This window comes from Amycolatopsis sp. NBC_01286 (assembly GCF_035982555.1).
GTDB lineage: Bacteria > Actinomycetota > Actinomycetes > Mycobacteriales > Pseudonocardiaceae > Amycolatopsis.
In genome coordinates, this window is sequence record NZ_CP108428.1 from 9885018 (window position 1) to 9906802 (window position 21785).

Below are 21785 nucleotides of genomic sequence, written 5' to 3' on the forward strand. Positions count from 1 at the left end.
CCGCCGCGTTCTGGGCGCCGGGACCTGCCGAAAGCCGGATTTCCGCGCGCTCTACCATCGATGCCGTGCCGTTCACCAGCCTTGTCGCCCGCCTGCCGTATCCCTCCGCCGCGATCCAGCGGGCCGTCGGGATCGCCGCGGTCCTGGCGCAGGCGCTGATCGGCGTCACCGGCTCCATCGTGCGCGTCACCGGGTCCGGGCTCGGCTGCCCGACCTGGCCGCAGTGCGTCGCCGGCAGTCTCGTGCCGAAGCACGACTCGGGCATCGACGCGCTCAACCAGTGGATCGAGTTCGGCAACCGGATGCTGACCGGCGTCGTCATCGCCGTCGCCGCGATCGCCGTCCTCACCGCGTGGCGCGTCCAGATCGACCACCCGTCGCGCAAGCGCCTGGTGAAGCTGGCCTGGACGATGCCCGGCGGCGTCGTGCTGCAGGCCGTCGTCGGCGGCATGACCGTGCTGGCGAAGCTCGAGTGGTGGACCGTCGCGATCCACTTCCTCGCCACCACTCCCCTGGTCTGGCTGGCCGTCCTGCTGCTGCGCGCGTTCCGCGAGGGCGACGAGCCCGCGCGGTCGCTGGTCCCGGCGTCGGGCCGCAAGCTGCTGGTCGTGCTCGCCGTCGTGATGTGGCTCGTGCTCGCGGCCGGCACCACGGTCACCGGCGCCGGCCCGCACAGCGGCGACATCAACACCCACCGCCTCGCCGTCTCGGTCGAGACGCTCGCCCAGATCCACGGCGGGCTGCTCATCGCCTACCTGCTGCTGCTCGCGGTGTTCGGCCTGCAGCTGCTGCGCGCCGGCGCGCCGAAGGGCCTGTGGCAGCGCTACACCTGGGTCTGGGTGGTCGCGCTCGCGCAGGGCGGGCTCGGGTCGCTGCAGTACGCGCTGGGCGTGCCGGAGGCGATGGTGTCGTTCCACGTGCTCGGCGCGATGACCGTCATCGTCGCGACGGCGTCCCTGTGGACCGGCAGCCGCGACCGCGGCCCGGTCGTCTCCCTGACGGCCGCGCCGAGCGAACCGGAACTCGCCACCGCCTGAGCAACAGTCGGCCACGCCGCTGTAACTCGGGCAGGCTACGGTTCGCGCCATGACGACGCGCTCCGCGCCCAAGCCACTCATCTCCCACAGCCGCGGCACCGGTGAGATGATCGTGCTCAAGACTTTCCTGCTGGTGCCGTTCGCGGCGCTGCTCGTGGCCGTGCCGCTGGTGTGGGGCTGGGGCATGACCTGGATCGACCTGATCCTCGCCGCGGTGTTCTACGTCTTCGCGACGCTGGGCGTGACGGTCGGCTTCCACCGCTACTTCACGCACGGCGCGTTCAAGGCGAGCCGACCGCTGCGGATCGTGCTGGCCGTCGCGGGCAGCATGGCGGTGCAGGGTTCGGTGATCTTCTGGGTCGCGAGCCACCGCCGGCACCACGCCTTCGCCGACCGCGAGGGCGACCCGCACTCGCCGTGGCTGTTCGGCACGTCGCCGTCGGCGCTGCTGCGCGGGTTCTGGCACGCGCACATGGGCTGGATGTTCGGCCGCGAGGTGACCAACGCCGACCGCTTCGCCCCGGACCTGGTGGCGGACGCGGACCTGCGTGTCGTCAACCGCTTCTTCTGGCTGTGGATCACGCTCAGCCTCGCCCTCCCCGCGGCCTTGGGCGGCCTGCTGACCTGGTCGTGGTGGGGCGCGGTGACGGCGTTCTTCTGGGCCGGCCTGGTCCGCATCGCGTTCCTGCACCACGTCTCGTGGTCGGTGAACTCGATCTGCCACCTGATCGGCGAGCGCCCGTTCGCCAGCCGCGACAAGGCGGCGAACTTCTGGCCGCTGGCGATCCTGTCGATGGGCGAGTCCTGGCACAACTCCCACCACGCCGACCCGACGTGCGCGCGGCACGGCGTGCTGCGGGGCCAGGTGGACGTCTCGGCCCGGGTGATCTGGGGCTTCGAGCGTCTGGGCTGGGCGACCGACGTTCGGTGGCCGCGGGTGGACCGGCTGGCCGCGAAGCGCGTCTAGGCTTCCGCTCAGTGGAAACCCGGCTGGTCCTTCGGCCGGGTTTCCACTGAGCTGGGCGCGCCTGAACTGCGCGAACCCCGTGGAGACCCGATGACGCATCCGACCTTGCTGCTCGTTCACGGGGCCTGGCACGGCTCCTGGTGCTGGGAACCCGTCCGGACGCGGCTGGCCGACCGCGGGTGGCCGGTGGCGACCGTCGACCTGCCCAGCGTCGCACCCGCCGATGATCGGCCCGGGCTGCACGACGACGCCCGCGCGGTTCGCCAAGCCCTCGACGCGATCGACGGCCCAGCGGTCGTGGTTGCCCACTCCTACGGTGGGGCGGCGGTCAGCGAGGGCGCCGCCGGGGCGCCGAACCTCGCGCACCTCGTCTACGTCACGGCTTTCCAGCTCGACGTGGGCGAGTCGCTCCTCGGCACCGTCGGTGGGCAGCCGCCGTCGTGGTGGAAGGTCGACGGCGATCTGTTCTCACCGCTGACCCCGCACGAGATCTTCTTCGGCGACGTCGATCCGGAGACGGCGGCGGCCGCGATCGCGCGGCTGCGCCCGCAGAGCTACGCCGTCGCGAGTGACCGGCTCACCGCGGCCGCGTGGAAGGACGTGCCCAGCACCTACGTCGTGTGCGAGAACGACAACGCCATCCCGGTGTTCGCCCAGGAAGCGATGGCCCAGCGCGCCGGGCACGTCGAACGGCTGCCGTCGTCGCACTCGCCGTTCCTGTCGCACCCGGCGGAGCTGACCGCGATCATCGAGGCCGCCGCCGGTTAGGCCAGCTGCTGCCGCACCGCCGAGGCGAAGCGCATCGCCGCGGCCGGGTCCGTCTGGCGGAAGCCCAGCGACGGTTCCGTCAGCTCCAGCTCCAGCAGCAACGGCTTGCCGTTCGCGCCGCGGACCAGGTCCACCCTCGCGTACAGCAGCTCCGCGCGGAGGATGCCCAGCAGCGCCGAAGCCGCGTCCAGGACGTCCTCCGCCAGGGCGATCGCGTCGGCCGGCGGCTCGGCCTTCGCCAGCTGCTCCGTCAGGTACAGGCCCGAGGCGTCCATTGTGGACCCGAGCATCGCGCCCTTGGCGAAGGCGTGGGAGTAGATGCCGCCGAAGTAGACCAGGGCCAGCTCGCCCTCGGTGTCCACACTGGACTGGTACGGCTGGATCAGGGCCGTGTGCCCGTCAGCGTGCAAGGAAGCCACGTGCGCAGAGGCGTCCGCTCCGGCGTCGAAGCGGGCCGCGCCGCGGGAACCCGCGCCGACCGACGGCTTGACGACGTACGCCGACTTCGGGAACTTCGCCGGCTCACCCGGCTCGACCAGGGTGGTCGGGACCACCGCCACGCCCGCGTCCAGCAGCTCGGCCAAGTACGACTTATCGGTGTTCCAGCGCGCCACGGCCGCCGGGTTGTACAGCGCCGGCACGGACTCGCACCAGTCGAGGAACTCGGCGCGGCGGGGCGCGTAGTCCCAGGTGGCGCGCAGGATCACGGCGTCGGCGGCGGCGAAGTCGACGCGGGAGTCGTCCCAGGCCGCCCAGGAGACGGCGAAGCCCAGCTCGGTCAGCGCCGCCGGGACGGCGTGCTCGTCGCCGTCGCCCTCGGGCAGGTCCGCGCAGCCGACGAGGATCGCGGTGCGGCTCACTTGCCGGCCATCTTGCGCCGGTGCGCGGCACCGATCTTGGTGGCCTTGACCGTCTCCGCGTCCCACGAAGCGGCTTCGAGGTCCTCGACGGCCTCGACCAGCGCCTCGCCGGTCGCGACGGCCGGCACGACGACGTCGCCGAGCGCACCGTCGGCCCCGACCAGCACGACCCGGGCGCCGGCACGGCCGATGTTCTCCACGACCGCGCGGGACGGCTTGCCGTGCGCCTTCACGAACTTGCGCGCCGCGGTCAGCTGGGCCGACGTGGGCGCAACCGTTTCTTCCGAATCCGAATCAGCCACGTCCCGAACCATAACCAACCAGGGACCGGAACGCGGAACAGCGTGGCGTCGGCCATAGTTGTGCCCGGTAGAAGCCCGACTCCGAGGAGGACGCATGCCCACCGCAGTGCAGGTGACGAAGACCGGCGGCCCGGAAGTGCTCGAACCGGCCGAAGTGGACGTCGCGGCCCCGAAGGCCGGTGAACTGCTGGTGGACGTCGCCGCGGCCGGGGTGAACTACATCGACACCTACCAGCGCCAGGGCGTCTACAAGATGGAGCTGCCGTTCGTGCCGGGCCTGGAGGGCGCGGGCACGGTCGCCGAGGTCGGCCCGGACGTCGCCGGGTTCGCGGTCGGCGACCGCGTCGCCTGGCAGGGCTCGCTCGGCAGCTACGCGGCGCGCAAGGTCCTCCCGGCGTCGATCGCGGTGAAGGTGCCCGAAGGCGTTTCGCTCGAGACGGCCGCGGCGACCATGCTGCAGGGCGTCACCGCGCACTACCTGGTCGCGTCGACGTTCGAGGTCAAGCCGGGCCACGACGTGCTGGTGCACGCGGCCGCCGGCGGTGTCGGCCTGCTGCTGGTGCAGCTGGCGAAGGCGCGCGGCGCCCGGGTGTTCGGCACGGTGTCGACCGACGAGAAGGCCGAGCTGGCGCGCGGCGCGGGCGCCGACGAGGTGATCCGCTACGACCGCGAGGACTTCGCGAAGCGGGTCCGCGAGCTGACCGACGGCGAAGGCGTCGACGTCGTGTACGACGGCGTTGGCAAGGACACCTTCGACGCGAGCCTGGCGAGCCTGAAGGTCCGCGGGCTGCTGGCGCTGTTCGGCGCGGCGAGCGGCCCGGTGCCGGCGTTCGACCCGCAGCGCCTCAACGCGGGCGGCTCGCTCTACCTGACCCGCCCGACGTCGGTCCACTACGCCCGCACGCGCGAAGAGCTGGACTGGCGCGCGAAGGAGCTGTTCGACGCGGTCCTGGCGGGCGACCTGGACATCCGCATCGGCGGCACGTACCCGCTCGCCGACGCACGCCGCGCCCACGAGGACCTTCAGGGCCGCCGGACGACGGGCAAGCTGCTGCTCATTCCGTGATCCAGACCGCGCGCCAGTGGAACCCGTCCTGCTCGGCGCGCTCGACGGTGAACTCGACCTCGGCGCCTGCGGTCAGCTGCCGGAACCCACCCGGCCCGACGCCGCGGCTGCCGGGGTCGACCATCGAGTAGTGCACCCAGACGGGGTCGTCGAAGCCCGGTGCTTCGACGACCCCCCAGCCGTCGTCGACGTGCCATTCGCGCACGCGACCGCGATGAGTGTCCACGGACCCGAGATTACGAGGCCGGGACCGAGACCGCATCCGTGACGAACACCAGCGTCTCGTTCGGCTGGATGCCCTGGCCGCCCTGGCCGTAACCGAGGTCCGGCGGGATGATCAGCAGCCGGCGGGCGCCCTGCTTGATGCCGACCAGGCCCTGGTCCCAGCCCGGGATCACCTGGCCCGCACCCAGCTGCAGGTCGAACGGCTCGCCGCGGTCGAACGAGCTGTCCAGCTTCTGCTTGTTCGACCAGGTCACCAGCGTGTAGTTCATCTTCAGGTCCTGGCCGGCCTTCGCGCCGTTGCCGGTGCCGTCGGACAGGTCCTTCGTGATCAGCTTCTTCGGCGGGTCGCAGTCGTCGGGGATGGTGATCGTCGGCGCTTCGCCGAACTTGCCCGTCGACTTGACGTCGTCGGCGGTGCACTCGCGGCCCTTGCTCTGGGGCGCCTGCGCGGCCGACGACGACGGAACGGGCGGCCCCGCCGGTGCGGCCGTCTGGGTCTTGGTGTCCTGGCCGCACGCGGCCAGCGACAGCGCCGCCGCGGCGACGACCACGATCTTCCCGATTTTCTGCATGCCGGGGAGACTAGCCAAGCACGGAGAGTGCCGGTACTTCGTCACCGGTCCGGACCACACCGAGTCGCCGGGTCGCCCGCGTCAGGGCCACGTACAGGTCGTTGAGCCCGCGCGGCGAACCCGCGACGACCTCGTCCGGCGCGACCAGCACCACCGCGTCGAACTCCAGACCCTTGGACCGCTCGACCGTCAGCACGCTCAGCCGTTCGTCGAAGGCGCCGAGCACGGCGGAGACCTCGTCGAACCGGCTCGCGGGCACCAGCACCGCGACCGTGCCACCGTCCACTGCGGACAGCTCCGCGGCCACCAGACCGGGCAGCTCCGCCGCGAGGTCGGCCGGGTGCGCGGACCACGGCGGGACACCGCTCTCCCGCACCGACGACGGCGCGGCCAGGCCTGCGTCGACCTCGGCCAGCACGCGCGCCGCGACCGCCATGATCTCGGCGGGCGTGCGGTAGTTGACGGTCAGCTGCTCGAGCCGCCACCGGTCCTCGACGTACGGCGAGAGCACCTCGCCCCACGACCGCGCGCCACCCGCGGCGCCGGTCTGCGCGACGTCGCCCACGAGCGTCATCGACCGGTTGGGTGAGCGCCGCATGAGCAGCCGCCAGTCCATCGCGGACAGTTCCTGGGCCTCGTCGACGATCACGTGCCCGAACGTCCAGGTCCGGTCCTGCGCCGCGCGCTGGGCCGCGGTCAGCTCGCTGCGCTCCACCTGGCGTTCGGCGAACAGCTCGGCGTCGAGCACGTCCGAGACGCGCAGCAGCTCCTCGTCGATGATCTCCTCGTCCTGCTCGAGGATGTCGAGCACGCCCTCGGCGTACGCGCGGTCCTCGCGCTCACGGCGTTTGCGCTCGACGCGGGCCTCGGTGTCGTCGACGCCGATCAGCTCGGCCAGCTCGTCGAGCAGCGGGACGTCGGCGGGCGTCCACTCGGCGTCGCGGCTGCTCTCCAGCAGCGCGCGGTCCGCGTCGGACAGGTGCTTCCGGGCGGCGCTGTCGAGGCGTTCGCGGTCGGCGAACAGGTCGTCGAGCACGCCTTCCGGGGTCAGCACGGGCCACAGCTCGTTCAGCGCGGCGGCGATGTGCTCGTCCGCGGCCAGCTCGGCGCGGATGTCCTGCAGGTCCTGACCGTCCAGGAGGTCCTCCCCCAGCTTCCGCGAGGCCTGGCGGGTCAGGGCGTCGAGGACGTCGGAGACGAACAGGCGCCGCGCCGGGTTGTGCGGGCGCCGCGAGCGCCGGGCGCGGGTGCGGGCCTCGGTGCAGGTCTTGCGGTCGAGCTTGAGGACGTCGTGCTCGTACTCGATCTCCAGCACCGGGTCGGGCACGCGCTGGCGGTCGCGGACGGCGGTGGCGAGGACGTCGGCCATGACCAGCCGGCCCTTGACCTCCGCGGTCTCGCGCCGCTCGGCACCGTCGGCGTCCAGGCCCGGGTAGAGCTGCCCGACGGTGGCGAGCAGCACACCCGTCTCGCCCAGCGACGGGAGCACCTGGCCGATGTAGCGCAGGAACGTGCTGTTCGGCCCGACGACGAGCACGCCGCGGGTCGTGAGCTGCTGGCGGTGGGTGTAGAGCAGGTAGGCGGCCCGGTGCAGCGCGACGGCGGTCTTGCCGGTGCCCGGCCCGCCCTGCACGACCATGACCCCGCCGAGCGGCGCGCGGATGATCCGGTCCTGCTCGGCCTGGATGGTCGCGACGATGTCGCTCATCTCACCCGTGCGACGCTGTTCGAGCGCGGCGAGCAGCGCGGCTTCGCCGGCGAGCCCGAGGTCCTGCCCCTGGTCGGCGGCGGCGAGGTCGAGGATCTCGTCGTCGAAGCCGGTGACCTTGCGGGTCAGCGACCGCAGGTGCCGCCGCCGGCGTACCCCGTCGGGTGACGCGGCGGTGGCGAGGTAGAAGGGCCGCGCGACGGGCGCGCGCCAGTCGACCAGCAGCGGCTGGTAGTCGTCGTCCTCGTCGAACAGCCCGAGGCGGCCGATGTAGGTGGTCTCCTCGGTGCTGCCGGGCACGAAGTCGAGCCGCCCGAAGGCGAGGCCCTGCTCGACGGAGCCGAGCTGCGCGAGCCGGTCGGTGTAGAGGGTGGTCGCGACGTCGCGTTCGGTGCGGGCCTGCGGGGTGCCGCCGGTCAGCCGCAGCGTCTCGTCGAGGCGCCGCTGGGCGTCGACGCGTTCGGCGTCGAGCTTGGTGTAGAGGGTGGTGACGTACGCCTGCTCACGAGCGAGCTCGGCGGCGTGTGTGTCGTCCGGCGAGACGGACAAGAGCATCCTGCTTTCGCCTCAAGGAAAGGGCCAGCCAAGTTTAACGGCGACCAGGGCGGGATCATTCCGGCCTGAGGTCGCAGTAGGGGTAGACCTCGGTGCGGGAGTCATCGGCAGTGGCGGGGGCCCCGACGTAGGAGATGACCCAGGTCTCCCGCTCCCCTGTCGAACACGACGGGCTGACCGGGGGCTGTCGCTCGACCACGATGGCGTTGCCATGGGTGTCCTGGAAGGTGAGCGTGTTGCCGGCCGGGCCGTGGTCGCCGCCGACGATCCGGCCGGCGCGATCGCGGAAGACCACGGTGGTGTCGCGACTGTCCAGGTTCCGGCAGTTCGTGGACACCTCCCGGTAGTGGACATCGACGTTCACCGGGTTGTCCGGATAGAAGTGCGAGGTGCGGAGGTAAGACGCGCCGACGGGCGTGAGACTGCCTACAGCGGCGCGGGGCACCCAGGCGTTCGATCCCACGGCGGTCTCGGCGCCGGCCACGGGGATTTCCCGCCGATAGGCACCCGTTCCGGCGCCGATCCGCTGACCGGGCAGGAGCAGGGGAATCTCGACGCTCAGCTCGCCGGTCGTCAGTTCGGGAAGCTCGTGGTGCGCGGCGTCGAACAGCCGGAACCGCACCGGAATCCGGCGGGCGACCTCGGTGCTGGTGTTCTCCAGAATGGCCCCGAGACTGACCAGACCGGACGGGCTCTGGCTGAACCCCTGCTCGACGACCTCGATCCCGCCCGGCGCGGACGCCAGTGTGCTCGCGGGGGCCCGGTCGGGGATGTCACAGCTGTCGTCCGAGGCGGATCCGCCGGTCCAGGGCAGCTTTCCGCCGACCGAGACGACGATGGCGGCGAGGACAACGACAACGCCGAGTACCGCCAGCACACGGTTTCTGCTCATCCGAGGTCACAGTAGGGGTAGACCTCGGTACCCGCCCCGGCGGTGAACGACAGCTCCCGGTCCCCCGGCGCACACGACACCCGATCGGCGGACAACCGTTCCGCGCCCACGATCCGACCGGCAGCGTCCCGATGGAGCACCGCGGCGCCCCGGCTGGTCAGCGCCCGGCAGTTCGCTGAGTGGTAGCGGACGCCGCCCGGGACGACCGTGGCCGTCACCGGCGTGAAGCCGCCCAACGACTCCGGCGACAGCCAGGTCACCTGGCCGACAGAGCCGACTTCAGCCACGCCGATGCGGGCTCCCGGGGTGAGCAGCGGCACCACAACCGAGCCGACCGGGATGCGGTACCCGACCTGGGTGCTCGTGTTCTCCAGCACAACGCCGGACGACGACGTCTCGGCGACGCGGATCCCGCCACCACCCGGGGCCGCGTCCGGCGCCGAAGAGAGAGCCGTGACGTGCGAAGGGATCGCGCAGCCGGTGCCCAGCAGTGTGTTCTGGTCCAGCGACACCTTGCGGCCGCCGATGTAGAGCAACGCCGCGAACAGGACGATCACGACCAGCGCGACGCCTGCGCGCCTCAACAGGATCAGAAGGGGAGGCCGAGCGTCGGCAGGCCGATGGCCGAGTCGACGGCCAGCGCCACGAACACGATCATCAGGTACGTGTTCGAGCGGTGGAACAGCGCCATCGGCTTCGTCTCCTCGCCGCGGCGGACCGCGGCCTGGAGGCTGTGCGCGTAGAACAGGAACCAGCCGCCCGCGAGGATGGCGAACGTGCCGTACAGCCACGACGTCACCGGGAGCAGCAGCAGCGTCCAGGCCACCATCACCCACGAGTAGATGACGATCTGCTTGGCGACGTGCTGGGCGGTGGCCACGACCGGGAGCATCGGGACGCCCGCGCGCTCGTAGTCGTCGCGGTACTTCATGCCCAGCGCCCAGGTGTGCGGCGGGGTCCAGAAGAAGATGACGCCGAACATCACGAACGCCGGCCACTGCACGGTGCCGGTGACGGCCGCCCAGCCGATGACCACCGGCATGCAGCCGGCCGCGCCGCCCCAGACGACGTTCTGCGACGTGCGGCGCTTCAGGCCGAGCGTGTAGACGAAGATGTAGAAGAGGATCGTCGCGACCGCGAGGATCGCCGACAGCAGGTTGACCGTGAAGTAGAGCACCACGGCCGAGGCGACGCCCATCACCAAGCCGAAGATCAGCGCGCCGCGCCGCGGCACCGAGTCCTTCACCAGGGGACGCCGCTTCGTGCGGTTCATCACCTTGTCGATGTCCGCGTCGATCACGCAGTTGAGCGCGTTCGCGCTGCCCGCGGCCATCGTCCCGCCCAGCAGCGTGGCCAGTACCAGCCACGGCGATGGGATCTGACGGCCGGCGAGGAACATCGCCGGGATGGTGGTCACCAGGAGGAGCTCGATCACCCGCGGCTTCGCCAAAGCGGCGTAGGCCCCGACGACCTGGCGGATGCGTCGCCGGTCACCGTGCGGTCGTTCACCGGTCGGGTGCACGGCGCTGGTGTCCTCACTGCGTCCGTGCGCAGCGTTCACCAACGACATTTCACTCCCTGTGTCAGGTTCGGGGCGGGCCCGTTGCCGGAGGCGTGTGGTGCCGCTGAAAACCGCCGGTCTGAACCCTCGAACGATGTTAGACGTGGTGAATCCCGTGGGTGATCGCGGGTCCTCGACGGGCTCAAGCACTAGGCTGGCCGGGTCGGGCCGCGATTGCCCCTGCGCAGGGTCGCGAGCAGGAATATCGTCCCTTCGGGATCGATTGAGATAGATGACCCCGCGCACGGGTAACCGGAACGAGGAAGACCAGCCGCAACCATCATGACCGGGAGTTGGAGTTCAGTGTCCGAAACCGCCCCTACCAGCGAGAACAACCCACTCCTGCGGCGCAACACGCCCGCCGACTGGACCGACACCGACACCCGCGCCGTGGACACCGTCCGGGTACTCGCCGCGGACGCGGTCGAGAACTGTGGCAGCGGCCACCCCGGTACCGCGATGAGCCTGGCGCCGCTGGCCTACACGCTCTTCCAGCGCACGCTGCGTCACGACCCGAACGACCAGAACTGGCCGGGCCGCGACCGGTTCGTGCTGTCGGCCGGGCACAGCAGCCTGACGCTCTACATCCAGCTGTACCTCGCCGGTTACGGCCTCGAGCTCGAGGACCTCAAGCAGCTGCGCAAGTGGGGCTCGAAGACCCCGGGTCACCCGGAGTACCGCCACACCGACGGCGTCGAGACCACCACCGGCCCGCTCGGGCAGGGCCTGGCGAACGCCGTGGGCATGGCGATGGCCGCCCGCCGCGAGCGCGGCCTGCTGGACCCGGACGCCGCTCCCGGCGAGAGCATCTTCGACCACTTCATCTACTCCATCGCCTCCGACGGCGACATCGAAGAGGGCGTCACCGCCGAGGCGTCGTCCATCGCGGGCCGCCAGGAGCTGGGCAACCTGATCGTCTTCTGGGACGACAACAAGATCTCCATCGAGGACGACACGAACATCGCCCTTTCGGAGGACACGGTCGCGCGCTACGAGGCCTACGGCTGGCACACCCAGTTCGTCGAAGGCGGCGAAGACGTCGTCGCGCTCGAAGAGGCCATCAAGAACGCCAAGGCCGAAACGGGCAAGCCGTCGTTCATCGCGGTGCGGACCGTCATCGGCTACCCCGCGCCGAAGAAGATGGGCACCGGCAAGGCGCACGGCGCGGCGCTGGGCGCCGAAGAGGTCGCCGAGGTCAAGAAGATCCTGGGCTTCGACCCGGAGCAGTCGTTCCAGGTCGAGGACGACGTCATCAAGCACACCCGCCAGGCGCTCGAGCGCGGCAAGGCCGCCCACGCCGAATGGCAGGAGAAGTTCGCGGCGTGGGGCGAGGCGAACCCGGAGCGCAAGAAGATCGCGGACCGGATGACCACCCGCACGCTGCCCGAGGGCTTCGCCGACAACCTGCCGAAGTGGGAGCCGGACGCCAAGGGCGTCGCCACCCGCAAGGCCTCCGGTGAGGTGCTCAACGCGCTCGCCGAGCCGCTGCCGGAGCTGTGGGGCGGGTCCGCGGACCTCGCCGAGAGCAACAACACCACGATGAAGGGCGCCGACTCGTTCGGCCCGGAGAAGGCTTCCACGGACATGTGGAAGACCAGCCCGTACGGCCGGACGCTGCACTTCGGCATCCGCGAGCACGCCATGGGCTCGATCCTCAACGGGATCGCGCTGCACGGCGGCACCCGCCCGTACGGCGCGACGTTCCTCATCTTCTCCGACTACATGCGCCCGCCGGTCCGGCTGGCCGCGCTGATGAAGGCGCCGGTCACCTACGTGTGGACGCACGACTCGATCGGGCTCGGCGAGGACGGCCCGACGCACCAGCCGATCGAGCAGCTCTCCGCGCTGCGCGCGATCCCGGGCCTCAACGTCGTCCGCCCGGCGGACGCCAACGAGACCGCCTACGCGTGGAAGGCCGTGCTGGAGGACATCCACCACCCGTCCGGCCTGGCGCTCACCCGCCAGAACGTGCCGGTGCTCGAGGGCACCAGCGCCGAGGGCGTCGCCAAGGGTGGCTACGTCCTGGCGGACTCGGACGGCACCCCGGACGTGGTGCTGATCGGCACCGGCTCCGAGGTCCAGCTCGCCGTCGAGGCGAAGAAGGTCCTCGAGGCCGACGGCGTCAAGGCGCGCGTCGTCTCGATGCCGTGCGTCGAGTGGTTCGACGCGCAGGACGCGGCCTACCGCGAGTCCGTCATCCCGGCCGGCGTGAAGGCCCGCGTGTCCGTCGAGGCGGGCATCGCCCAGTCGTGGCACCGCTTCACCGGTGACGCCGGCGTGAACGTCTCGATCGAGCACTTCGGCGCCTCCGCCGATGCCGGCACCCTGTTCCGTGAGTTCGGGTTCACCACGGAAGCAGTCGTCGACGCCGCCCGCCGCTCGATCGCCAACACCAAGAACTGAAAGGGACATTGATGAGCAACGACAAGCTCGCGCAGCTGTCCGAGGCCGGTGTTTCGATCTGGCTGGACGACCTTTCGCGTGAACGCCTGAACACCGGCAACCTCGCCGCGCTGGTTCGCGACAAGCACGTCGTCGGCGTGACGACCAACCCGACGATCTTCGCCAACGCGATGTCGAAGGGTGACGCCTACGACGAGCGGACGAAGGAACTCGCCGCCCAGGGCGCCGACGTCGAGGCGACCATCCGGGACCTGACCACGACCGACGTGCGCAACGCCGCGGACCTGTTCCGCGACGTCTACGCCGCCACGAACGGCGTCGACGGCCGCGTCTCGATCGAGGTCGACCCGCGCCTGGCCAAGGACACCGACCGGACGGTCGCCGAGGCCCAGGACCTGTGGAAGACCGTCGACCGGCCGAACACGCTGATCAAGATCCCGGCCACCGAAGAGGGCCTGCCGGCGATCACCGCCACGCTCGCCGAGGGCATCAGCGTCAACGTCACGCTGATCTTCTCCGTCGAGCGCTACAAGAAGGTCATCGAGGCCTACTTCGCCGGGCTGGAGCAGGCGAAGGCCAACGGCCACGACCTGCGCGGCATCCACTCGGTCGCGTCGTTCTTCGTGTCCCGGGTGGACACCGAGATCGACAAGCGGCTCGACGCGATCGGCACCGACGAGGCCAAGGCCCTGCGCGGCAAGGCGGCCGTCGCCAACGCCCGGCTCGCCTACGCGGCCTTCGAGGAGCTCTCGGCCACGGACCGCTGGAAGGCCCTCGCGGCCGACGGCGCGAACGCGCAGCGTCCGCTGTGGGCCTCGACCGGCGTCAAGAACCCGGACTACTCCCCCACCCTCTACGTCGACGACCTGGTGGTGAAGGACACCGTCAACACCATGCCGGAGAAGACGATGGACGCCGTCGCCGAAGGCTCCGAGCTCAAGGGTGACCAGGTGTCCGGCCGCGGCGCCGAGGCGCAGGAGGTCTTCGACAAGCTCTCGGCCGTCGGCATCGACATCACCGACGTGTTCCTGGTGCTGGAGAACGAAGGCGTCGAGAAGTTCGAGAAGTCCTGGACCGAACTGCTCGACACCGTCAACGGCCAGCTGGAAAAGGCGAAGGGCTGAAGCACGACATGACGACAGGGGAAAAGACCGGCGTCGAGATCGTGGACGCCGAACTGGCGGAGCGCGCCGCGCCGCTGGCCGACTGGCTGGTCGCCGACCAGGCCGCGTCGAAGCTGGCCGCGAAGGACGCCACGCTCTGGGGACCGGACGCCGAATCCGAAGCGTCGATCCGGCTGTCGTGGACGACGCTGCACAAGTCGTCCCGGCCGCTGATCGGCGAGATCGAAGCGCTGCGCACCGAACTGCGGTCCGAGGGCGTCGACCGCGTGGTGCTCGCCGGCATGGGCGGCTCGTCGCTCGCGCCGGAGCTGATCACCGGGACCGACGACGTCGCGCTGACCGTGCTCGACACGACCGACCCGGGCCAGGTCGCCGACGCGCTCGCCGGTGACCTCGAGCGCACGGTGATCGTGGTGTCGTCGAAGTCGGGCGGCACCGTCGAGACCGACAGCCACCGGCGGATCTTCGCGAAGGCGTTCACCGACGCGGGGATCGACGCGGCGCGGCGGATCGTGGTCGTCACCGACCCGGGCTCGCCGTTCCAGGCACTGTCCGAAAAGGAGGGTTACCGCAAGACCTTCCTCGCCGACCCGCACGTCGGCGGCCGCTACTCCGCGCTGACCGCGTTCGGGCTCGTCCCGGCCGGGCTGGCCGGCGCGGACGTCGCCCGGCTGCTCGACCAGGCCGCTTCGGCGGCCGAAGAGCTCGCTTCGGACTCGGTGGACAACCCGGCGGTCAAGCTGGCCGCCGCGTGGGCCGCCGCGCACGAGCAGGGCGCCGAGAAGGTCGTGCTGGCCGACTCCGGTTCCGGCATCAAGGGGTTCCCGGACTGGGCCGAGCAGCTGATCGCCGAGTCCACCGGCAAGGAGGGCACCGGCCTGCTGCCGGTCGCGGTCGAAGGCACGGAGGCGCCCGGCTTCGCCGACGCGAAGGCCGACGCCACCGCGGTCTCCGTCGGCAGCCCCAAGGGCGCGGCGAAGATCGGCGTCACCGGCTCGCTCGGCGCGCAGCTGCTGCTCTGGGAGTTCGCCACCGCGCTGGCCGGCAGGCTGCTCGGGATCAACCCGTTCGACCAGCCCGACGTCGAGACCGCGAAGAAGGCGGCGCGCGCGCTGCTGGACGACCCGGAGAAGCTCAAGGGCGGCGAGACGGCGTCCAATGTGGACGGACCGGTCGAGATCTTCGGCAGCGAAGGCGTTTCGACCGACGGGAAGCTCGTCGACGTGCTCCGCGCGTTCTTCGCTTCCGCGCCGGACGCCGGCTACATCGCGGTGCAGGCCTACCTGGACCGGCTCGACGACGCGTCGACGGCGCTGCTGCGCGGCGAGATCGCCCAGCGCACCGGCCTGCAGACCACGTTCGGCTGGGGTCCCCGGTTCCTGCACTCCACCGGGCAGTACCACAAGGGCGGCCACCAGAACGGCGTCTTCCTGCAGCTCACCGGCGCGGTGGAGCGGGACCTCGACGTGCCGGACCGGCCGTACACGCTGGGGCAGCTGCAGCACGCCCAGGCGCTGGGCGACGGGCAGGTGCTCGCCGAGCACGGCCGCCCGGTGCTGCGCCTGCACCTGACCGACCGCGCCGCGGGCCTCGCGGCCGTTGTCCGCGCGGTGCAGGAGGTCGCGGTTCAGGAGGGGGAAGCATGACCTGGAGCAACCCGCTGCGGGACGAGCGGGACAAGCGGCTCCCGCGCATCGCCGGGCCGTCCAGCCTGGTGATCTTCGGGGTCACCGGCGACCTGGCCCGCAAGAAGCTGATGCCCGCCATCTACGACTTGGCCAACCGCGGGCTGCTGCCCGCCGGCTTCTCGCTCGTCGGGTTCGCCCGCCGCGACTGGGAGCACCAGGACTTCGGTGAGCTCGTGCACGACTCGGTCAAGGCGCACGCGCGCACGCCGTTCAAGGAGTCGGTCTGGAACCGGCTCGCCGAAGGCATCCGGTTCGTGCAGGGCACCTTCGACGACGACGACGCCTTCGACCGGCTCGCGCAGACGGTCAAGGACCTCGACAAGGAACGCGGCACCGGCGGCAACACGGCGTTCTACCTGTCGATCCCGCCCGGCGCGTTCCCGGTGGTGACCAAGCAGCTGGCCCGCTCCGGGCTGGCCAACGCGGACGAGAACACCTGGCGCCGCGTCGTCATCGAGAAGCCGTTCGGCCACGACCTGAAGAGCGCCGAAGAGCTCAACGCGATCGTCAACGACGTCTTCCCCGAGGAGTCGGTGTTCCGCATCGACCACTACCTCGGCAAGGAGACGGTCCAGAACATCCTGGCGCTGCGCTTCGCGAACCAGCTGTTCGAGCCGATCTGGAACGCCAACTACGTCGACCACGTGCAGATCACCATGGCCGAGGACATCGGTCTCGGCGGCCGCGCGGGGTACTACGACGGCATCGGCGCGGCCCGCGACGTCATCCAGAACCACCTGCTGCAGCTGCTCGCCTTCACCGCGATGGAAGAGCCGCTGTCGTTCGACCCGCGGGCCCTGCGCGCGGAGAAGATCAAGGTGCTCTCGGGCACCAGCGCGATCGGGCCGCTGAGCAAGACCACCGCGCGCGGGCAGTACGCGGGCGGCTGGCAGGGCGGCACGAAGGTGCCCGGCCTGCTGCAGGAAGAGGGCTTCGCGAAGGACTCGAAGACCGAGACCTTCGCGGCCGTGACGCTCGAGGTGCAGAGCCGCCGGTGGGCCGGGGTGCCGTTCTACCTGCGCACCGGCAAGCGGCTCGGCCGCCGCGTCACCGAGATCGCCGTGGTGTTCAAGCGGGCGCCGCACCTGCCGTTCGATTCGACCTCGACCGAGGAGCTGGGGCAGAACGCCCTGGTCATCCGGGTGCAGCCGGACGAGGGCATCACGCTGCGGTTCGGATCGAAGGTGCCGGGGACCACGATGGAGGTCCGCGACGTCACCATGGACTTCGGGTACGGGCACGCGTTCACCGAGTCCTCCCCCGAGGCCTACGAGCGCCTGATCCTCGACGTCCTGCTCGGCGAGCCGTCGCTGTTCCCGGTCAACGAAGAGGTCGAGCTGTCCTGGAAGATCCTCGACCCGGTCATCGAGCACTGGGCCAAGGAGGGGGCGCCGGAGCAGTACCCGCCGGGCACGTGGGGCCCGCCGTCCGCCGACGAAATGCTGGAGCGCACCGGCCGGAAATGGAGGCGCCCGTGATCATCGACCTGCCGTCCACCACGACTTCGCTGCTCAACAAGAAGCTGGTGGAGATCCGCGAACAAGGCGGGCAAGTAGCGCTCGGCCGGGTGCTGACGCTGGTCATCGTGGCCGACGACGACAGCCACCTCGAAGCGGCGATCGAAGCGGCCAACGGCGCGAGCCGCGAGCACCCGTCACGGGTGATCGTGGTCGCCAAGGGCGCGCGCACCGCGTCACCGCGCATCGACGGCCAGATCCGCGTCGGCGGCGACGCCGGCGCGAGCGAGGTCATCGTGCTGCGGCTCTACGGCCCGCTGGCCGCCCAGGGCCAGAGCGCGGTCGTCCCGCTGCTGCTGCCGGACGCGCCGATCGTCTGCTGGTGGCCCGGCGCCGGCCCGAAGGACCCGGACAAGGACCCGCTCGGCGAGCTGGCCCAGCGCCGGATCACCGACTCGGCCGCGGAGAAGAGCCCCGTCAAGTCGCTGACCACGCGGGCGAAGGCGTACACCGCGGGCGACACGGACCTGGCCTGGACGCGGCTGACGCACTGGCGCGCCCAGCTCGTCTCCGCGCTGGACCTGCCGCCGTACGAGAAGATCACCGCCGCGACGGTGACCGGCGAGGCCGACTCGCCGTCGACCGAGCTGCTGGCCGCGTGGCTGGCCGAGTACCTGAAGGTGCCGGTCAAGCGGGTCAAGAGCTCGGGCGCGGCCGGGATCACCTCGGTGACCCTGGAGCGTCGTTCGGGCGCGGTGGAGCTGCACCGGCCGGACGGCCGCGTCGGCACGCTGACCCAGCCGGGCCAGCCGACCCGGCGGATCGCCCTGCAGCGGCGCAGCACGCAGGACTGCCTGGTCGAGGAGCTGCGGCGGCTCGACCCGGACGAGGTCTACGAGGCGGCGCTGCACGGCCTGGGCAAGATCACGTCCGGCACGAACGGCAAGACGGGCGCGCCGGCCAAGGCGGACGTCACCTCGCCGGCCGCGGCGGGCGTTGCTGCTGCCGCGCCTTCGCCTGCACCGGCCAAGACTCCGGCCAAGGCGGGTGCCGACGGCAAGAAGAGCGCTTCATGAGCAAGACCGAGGTCGTCGTCCACGCGAACCAGGACCTGCTGGCCGCCGCCGCGGCGGCCCGGCTGGTCACGCGGCTCGTGGACGTCCAGGCGGCCAAGGGTTCGGCGTCGCTGGTGCTCACCGGCGGCGGCACCGGCATCGCGGTGCTGACCGAGCTGCGGAACTCGAGCGCGCGCGACGCGATCGACTGGTCGCGCCTGGACATCTACTGGGGCGACGAGCGGTTCGTCCCGGCCGATTCGGACGAGCGGAACGAGAAGCAGGCCCGCGAGGCCCTGCTGGACCACGTCCCGCTCGACCCGAAGCGGGTCCACGCGGTAGCGGCATCGGACGGCGAGTTCGGCGACGACCCGGACGCCGCCGCCGAGGCGTACGCGCGGGTGCTGGCGGACAACGCGGGCCCGGACGACGGCGACGTCCCACCGTTCGACATCATGCTGCTCGGCCTGGGCGGCGAGGGCCACACCGCATCGGTGTTCCCGGAATCCCCGGCGGTGTACGAGAAGGAGCGTTCGGTGGTGGCGGTGCGCAACTGCCCCAAACCCCCACCGACGCGCGTTTCCCTGACCCTGCCGGCAATCCGCCGAGCCCAGGACGTCTGGCTGATGACAGCGGGCGAAGCCAAGGCCGACGCGGTAGCGCTGGCACTGTCGGGAGCGGGCGAAGCCCAGCTCCCGGTAGCGGGCGCCCGAGGACACCGACGGACGCTCTGGCTACTGGACCGCACGGCGGCGGGCAAGCTAACGAAGGTGAACCAACCACCGACGGCTTGACAGTCGTAGGTTCCGTGAAGGCCTCCTGCCCATGGCAGGGGGCCTTCACGGCGTTCGGGGCCGGTGTGGCGCGGCCTGCTACGGCATTCAGCGACCTTTCGCGGCTGTTCGCGACCGTTCGCGGCGTTCAGGGCGCCGAAACTGTCGTGGCTCCCGGGTAGCGTGGAAACGGGGGCTGCTCACTTCGCCCGCGCCCTCGGCGGGCCAGGCTTTGCTCGCCAACTCACCGCGCTCCAAGCGGAACCCGCCGCCTCGGCTGCTCCCTTCACCGGCACCCTCGGTCGGCCAAGCCTTGCTCATCAATCCGCCGCGATCCAAGCGAAACTCGCGCCCGGTCGGCTGCTCACTTCGCCCGCACCCTCGACCGCCCAGGCTTTGCTCGCCAACTCGCCGCGATCCAAGCGGCACCCGCCGCCCCGATCAGCCGCTCACTCCGGCCTGCACCCCTGCCGGTTAACCATGCTCACCAATCCGCCGCGATCCGAGCCGAACTCACGCCCCCGGTCGGCTGTTCACTCCGCAAGCACCCTCGACCGCCCAAGCCTTGCTCCCCACTCGCCGTGATCCAAGCGGAACTCGCCGCGTCCATCGGCCACTCACTCCGGCCCGCACCACCTGCCGGCCAAACCTTGCTCGCCAACCCGCTGCGGTCTAAGCGGAACTCTCCGCCCCAGTCGGCTGCCCATTTCCCACGCACCCTCGACCGCCCAAGCCTTGCTCACCAACTCGCCGCGATCCAAGCGGCACTCGCCGCCTCGATCGGCTGCTCACTTCACCCGCCGGCCGGGCGTCGGTAGACCTCGTCGCGGTCCGAGCGGGTCTCGGCTGCCCGGACCAGCCGTTCACTCCGTCCGCCAGCCGCGCTCCAGGCGGCCGAAGATCTCCTCCGCCGCTCGGCGGGGGTTCTCGTGGCCCGCGATCAAGTCCCGCGATGCCAGCGCGAAGCGGGCCAGTGCCGCGCACGCCACGTCGTTCTCCGGAACGCCCGACTCCGCCGCGATCGCGCGGGCCAGCGCCGTCTCGTGGCGCATCCACATCCGCCTGCCGTACTCGCGCAGGGCCGGGGTGCTCTCCGTGAGGCGGAGGAACGCGTCGCCCGGGGAGGCGGCCACGTCGACCAGGATGTGCTTGCGCAGCGCGTCCACGATCGTGTGCGCCGGCGGCCGGCCGCGGACCGCGTCGACCAGCGCCGTCTCGATGTCGGCCTCCTGGTCGAACACCAGGGCTTCCTTGCTGGGGAAGTGCTTGAAGAGCGTCGTCACGGACACGTCGGCGGCGTCCGCGACCTCCTTCACCCCGACCTGGTCGAAGCCGCGCTCGAGGAACAGTTCGAGCGCCGCGTCGGCCAGCGCCTTGCGGGTCTGCGCCTTCTTGCGCTCACGGCGCCCGATCACTTCCGTCATGTCCGCCAGTCTACGTGATGGTGGACTCACTTCAAAAGTGTAGTCATTGCACTTTCGTAGTGGATCTGCTTTCCTGAGTTAGTCGCCGCCGGAACGAACCGGCGGCCCGAACTTCCAGGGGGAAGCCATGAACACCAGCACCAGCACCAGCACCACCGCCAACACCAAGATCGCGATCGTCGGCGCCGGCCTCGGCGGGCTCGCCTGTGCTCGCGTCCTGCAGCTGCACGGCCACACTGTCACCGTCTTCGAGCAGGAGGCCTCGGCCGACGCACGCCCCCAGGGCGGCACGCTCGACATGCACGGCGACACCGGCCAGGTCGCCCTCCGCACGGCCGGCCTGCACGAGACGTGGCGCGCGCTCGCCCGGCCCGAAGGCCAGCAGATGCGCGCGGTCGACCCGCGCACCACGGACGTCCTCGTGGACGAGATCCCCGCCGAGGACGACGAGTTCAAGCCCGAGATCGACCGCGGCCAGCTCCGCAGCCTCCTGCTGGACTCCCTCTCCCCCGGCACCGTCCGCTGGGGCCGCGCCACCGACGACGTCACGCCGCTGCCGGACGGCACCGCCCGGCTCCGTTTCACCGACGACACCACCGAGGACTTCGACCTGGTCATCGGCGCCGATGGCGCGTGGTCCCGCGTCCGCCGCGCCCTGACCGGCGTCCGGCCGGAGTACAGCGGCGTCGCGTTCGTCGAGTTCGGGCTCGACGACGCCGACCGTCGGCACGCCGCGCTGGCCGCGTTGACCGGCCAGGGCACGATGGTGGCGAAGACCGGCGGGAACGCGATCTTCGCCCAGCGCAACAGCAACGGCCACATCCGCGGCTACGCCGTGTTCCACGCGCCAGAAGACTGGCACGCCGGCTTCGACTTCGCCGACACGGACGCGGTGCGCGCGACGCTGCTGCAGCGCTACGCCGGCTGGCACCCGGAGCTGCTCGGGTTCATGCGCGACAACGACGGCGCGTTCACGCACCGGCCGTTGTACGTGCTGCCGGTGCCGCACGCCTGGACGTCGACGCCCGGCCTCACCCTGCTCGGCGACGCCGCGCACCTGATGCCGCCGCTCGGGGTCGGCGCGAACCTCGCGATGCTGGACGGCACCGAGCTCGCGACCGCGCTGGCGACGTCGCCGACCGTCGGCGAGGCCGTCCGGACCTACGAGGCGCGGATGCTGCCGCGGTCGATCGAGACGGCGAAGGCCTGCAAAGAGGGGCTCGTGCACCTTCTGGGTGACGGCATCCGGACGGCAGCGGCCTGACGACCTATGCCGGGCGCCCACGGAGAGGTAACGTGATTCCCACGATGTGGTCATCCCGGTGCACGCTAGGCAGTGACAGATCCA

Annotated in this window: 20 protein-coding genes; 11 read left to right on the top strand and 9 right to left on the bottom strand. The window is 71.1% G+C overall.

The genetic code is table 11. The features are described from left to right. Positions 1–65 precede the first annotated feature (65 nt). The 3 genes from OG570_RS44490 to OG570_RS44500 all read left to right on the top strand — a co-directional run bounded on the left by OG570_RS44490 (position 66) and on the right by OG570_RS44500 (position 2772). The gene (locus OG570_RS44490; protein WP_326954676.1) at positions 66–1037 is read left to right on the top strand and encodes a COX15/CtaA family protein; all 972 of its coding nucleotides are present in this window, start codon (positions 66–68) and stop codon (positions 1035–1037) included. Between the two features lie 49 nt (positions 1038–1086). Then, complete coding sequence (locus OG570_RS44495) at positions 1087–2004, top strand: acyl-CoA desaturase (RefSeq protein ID WP_326954677.1); 918 nt, start codon at positions 1087–1089, stop codon at positions 2002–2004. 90 nt (positions 2005–2094) lie between these two features. Continuing rightward, positions 2095–2772, top strand: coding sequence for an alpha/beta fold hydrolase (locus OG570_RS44500; protein WP_326954678.1), 678 nt, complete (start codon positions 2095–2097; stop codon positions 2770–2772). Here OG570_RS44500 and OG570_RS44505 read toward each other — a convergent pair. Together OG570_RS44505 and OG570_RS44510 are read right to left on the bottom strand one after the other, a co-directional pair. After that, complete coding sequence (locus tag OG570_RS44505) at positions 2769–3632, bottom strand: ATP-grasp domain-containing protein (protein ID WP_326954679.1); 864 nt, start codon at positions 3630–3632, stop codon at positions 2769–2771. The genes OG570_RS44500 and OG570_RS44505 overlap by 4 nt on opposite strands. Further along, complete coding sequence (locus OG570_RS44510) at positions 3629–3934, bottom strand: hypothetical protein (RefSeq protein ID WP_326954680.1); 306 nt, start codon at positions 3932–3934, stop codon at positions 3629–3631. Before OG570_RS44510 ends, OG570_RS44505 begins: the two co-directional genes overlap by 4 nt. 94 nt (positions 3935–4028) lie before the next feature. On the opposite strand from OG570_RS44510, the gene OG570_RS44515 reads away from it, so the two are divergent. Beyond that, entirely contained in the window at positions 4029–5000 is a 972-nt protein-coding gene (locus OG570_RS44515) for a quinone oxidoreductase family protein (protein ID WP_326954681.1), read from the top strand. Here OG570_RS44515 and OG570_RS44520 read toward each other — a convergent pair. From OG570_RS44520 to OG570_RS44545, 6 genes are read right to left on the bottom strand one after another with little or no spacing between them, the layout of a single operon-like run. Next, complete coding sequence (locus tag OG570_RS44520; RefSeq protein ID WP_326954682.1) at positions 4990–5226, bottom strand: cold shock domain-containing protein; 237 nt, start codon at positions 5224–5226, stop codon at positions 4990–4992. The genes OG570_RS44515 and OG570_RS44520 overlap by 11 nt on opposite strands. A gap of 10 nt (positions 5227–5236) precedes the next feature. Then, positions 5237–5797 (bottom strand): FKBP-type peptidyl-prolyl cis-trans isomerase, encoded by a 561-nt coding sequence (locus OG570_RS44525; RefSeq protein WP_247049199.1) that lies wholly within the window; start codon positions 5795–5797, stop codon positions 5237–5239. 10 nt (positions 5798–5807) lie between these two features. Then, positions 5808–8060 carry a HelD family protein gene (locus OG570_RS44530; protein ID WP_326954683.1) on the bottom strand — a complete coding sequence of 751 codons (2253 nt, stop codon included), beginning with the start codon at positions 8058–8060 and terminating at the stop codon, positions 5808–5810. A gap of 55 nt (positions 8061–8115) precedes the next feature. Continuing rightward, on the bottom strand, positions 8116–8952 hold the full coding sequence (locus tag OG570_RS44535) for a hypothetical protein (protein WP_326954684.1): 837 nt from the start codon (positions 8950–8952) through the stop codon (positions 8116–8118). Next, entirely contained in the window at positions 8949–9536 is a 588-nt protein-coding gene (locus OG570_RS44540) for a hypothetical protein (protein WP_326954685.1), read from the bottom strand. The genes OG570_RS44535 and OG570_RS44540 overlap by 4 nt, the downstream gene beginning before the upstream one ends. A gap of 5 nt (positions 9537–9541) precedes the next feature. Then, positions 9542–10522, bottom strand: coding sequence for a heme o synthase (locus OG570_RS44545; RefSeq protein WP_326954686.1), 981 nt, complete (start codon positions 10520–10522; stop codon positions 9542–9544). 294 nt (positions 10523–10816) lie between these two features. Here OG570_RS44545 and tkt point away from each other — a divergent pair, with 294 nt between their 5' ends. From tkt to pgl, 6 genes are read left to right on the top strand one after another with little or no spacing between them, the layout of a single operon-like run. After that, positions 10817–12916: a transketolase gene (tkt, locus tag OG570_RS44550; protein WP_326954687.1), complete on the top strand. Its 2100-nt coding sequence runs from the start codon at positions 10817–10819 to the stop codon at positions 12914–12916. 11 nt (positions 12917–12927) lie between these two features. Beyond that, entirely contained in the window at positions 12928–14040 is a 1113-nt protein-coding gene (tal, locus tag OG570_RS44555; protein WP_326947869.1) for a transaldolase, read from the top strand. A gap of 8 nt (positions 14041–14048) precedes the next feature. Further along, entirely contained in the window at positions 14049–15686 is a 1638-nt protein-coding gene (locus OG570_RS44560; RefSeq protein WP_326954688.1) for a glucose-6-phosphate isomerase, read from the top strand. After that, the gene (gene zwf, locus OG570_RS44565) at positions 15683–17206 is read left to right on the top strand and encodes a glucose-6-phosphate dehydrogenase (protein ID WP_326947867.1); all 1524 of its coding nucleotides are present in this window, start codon (positions 15683–15685) and stop codon (positions 17204–17206) included. The genes OG570_RS44560 and zwf overlap by 4 nt, the downstream gene beginning before the upstream one ends. Next, positions 17203–18261 carry a glucose-6-phosphate dehydrogenase assembly protein OpcA gene (gene opcA, locus OG570_RS44570; protein WP_326954689.1) on the top strand — a complete coding sequence of 353 codons (1059 nt, stop codon included), beginning with the start codon at positions 17203–17205 and terminating at the stop codon, positions 18259–18261. Before zwf ends, opcA begins: the two co-directional genes overlap by 4 nt. After that, positions 18258–19034: a 6-phosphogluconolactonase gene (gene pgl / locus OG570_RS44575; protein WP_326954690.1), complete on the top strand. Its 777-nt coding sequence runs from the start codon at positions 18258–18260 to the stop codon at positions 19032–19034. The genes opcA and pgl overlap by 4 nt, the downstream gene beginning before the upstream one ends. 842 nt (positions 19035–19876) lie before the next feature. Here the strand turns inward: pgl and OG570_RS44580 are convergent. Continuing rightward, positions 19877–20437 (bottom strand): TetR/AcrR family transcriptional regulator, encoded by a 561-nt coding sequence (locus OG570_RS44580; protein WP_326954691.1) that lies wholly within the window; start codon positions 20435–20437, stop codon positions 19877–19879. 127 nt (positions 20438–20564) lie between these two features. Here OG570_RS44580 and OG570_RS44585 point away from each other — a divergent pair, with 127 nt between their 5' ends. Continuing rightward, positions 20565–21701, top strand: coding sequence for an FAD-dependent oxidoreductase (locus OG570_RS44585; RefSeq protein WP_326954692.1), 1137 nt, complete (start codon positions 20565–20567; stop codon positions 21699–21701). Positions 21702–21785 lie beyond the last annotated feature (84 nt).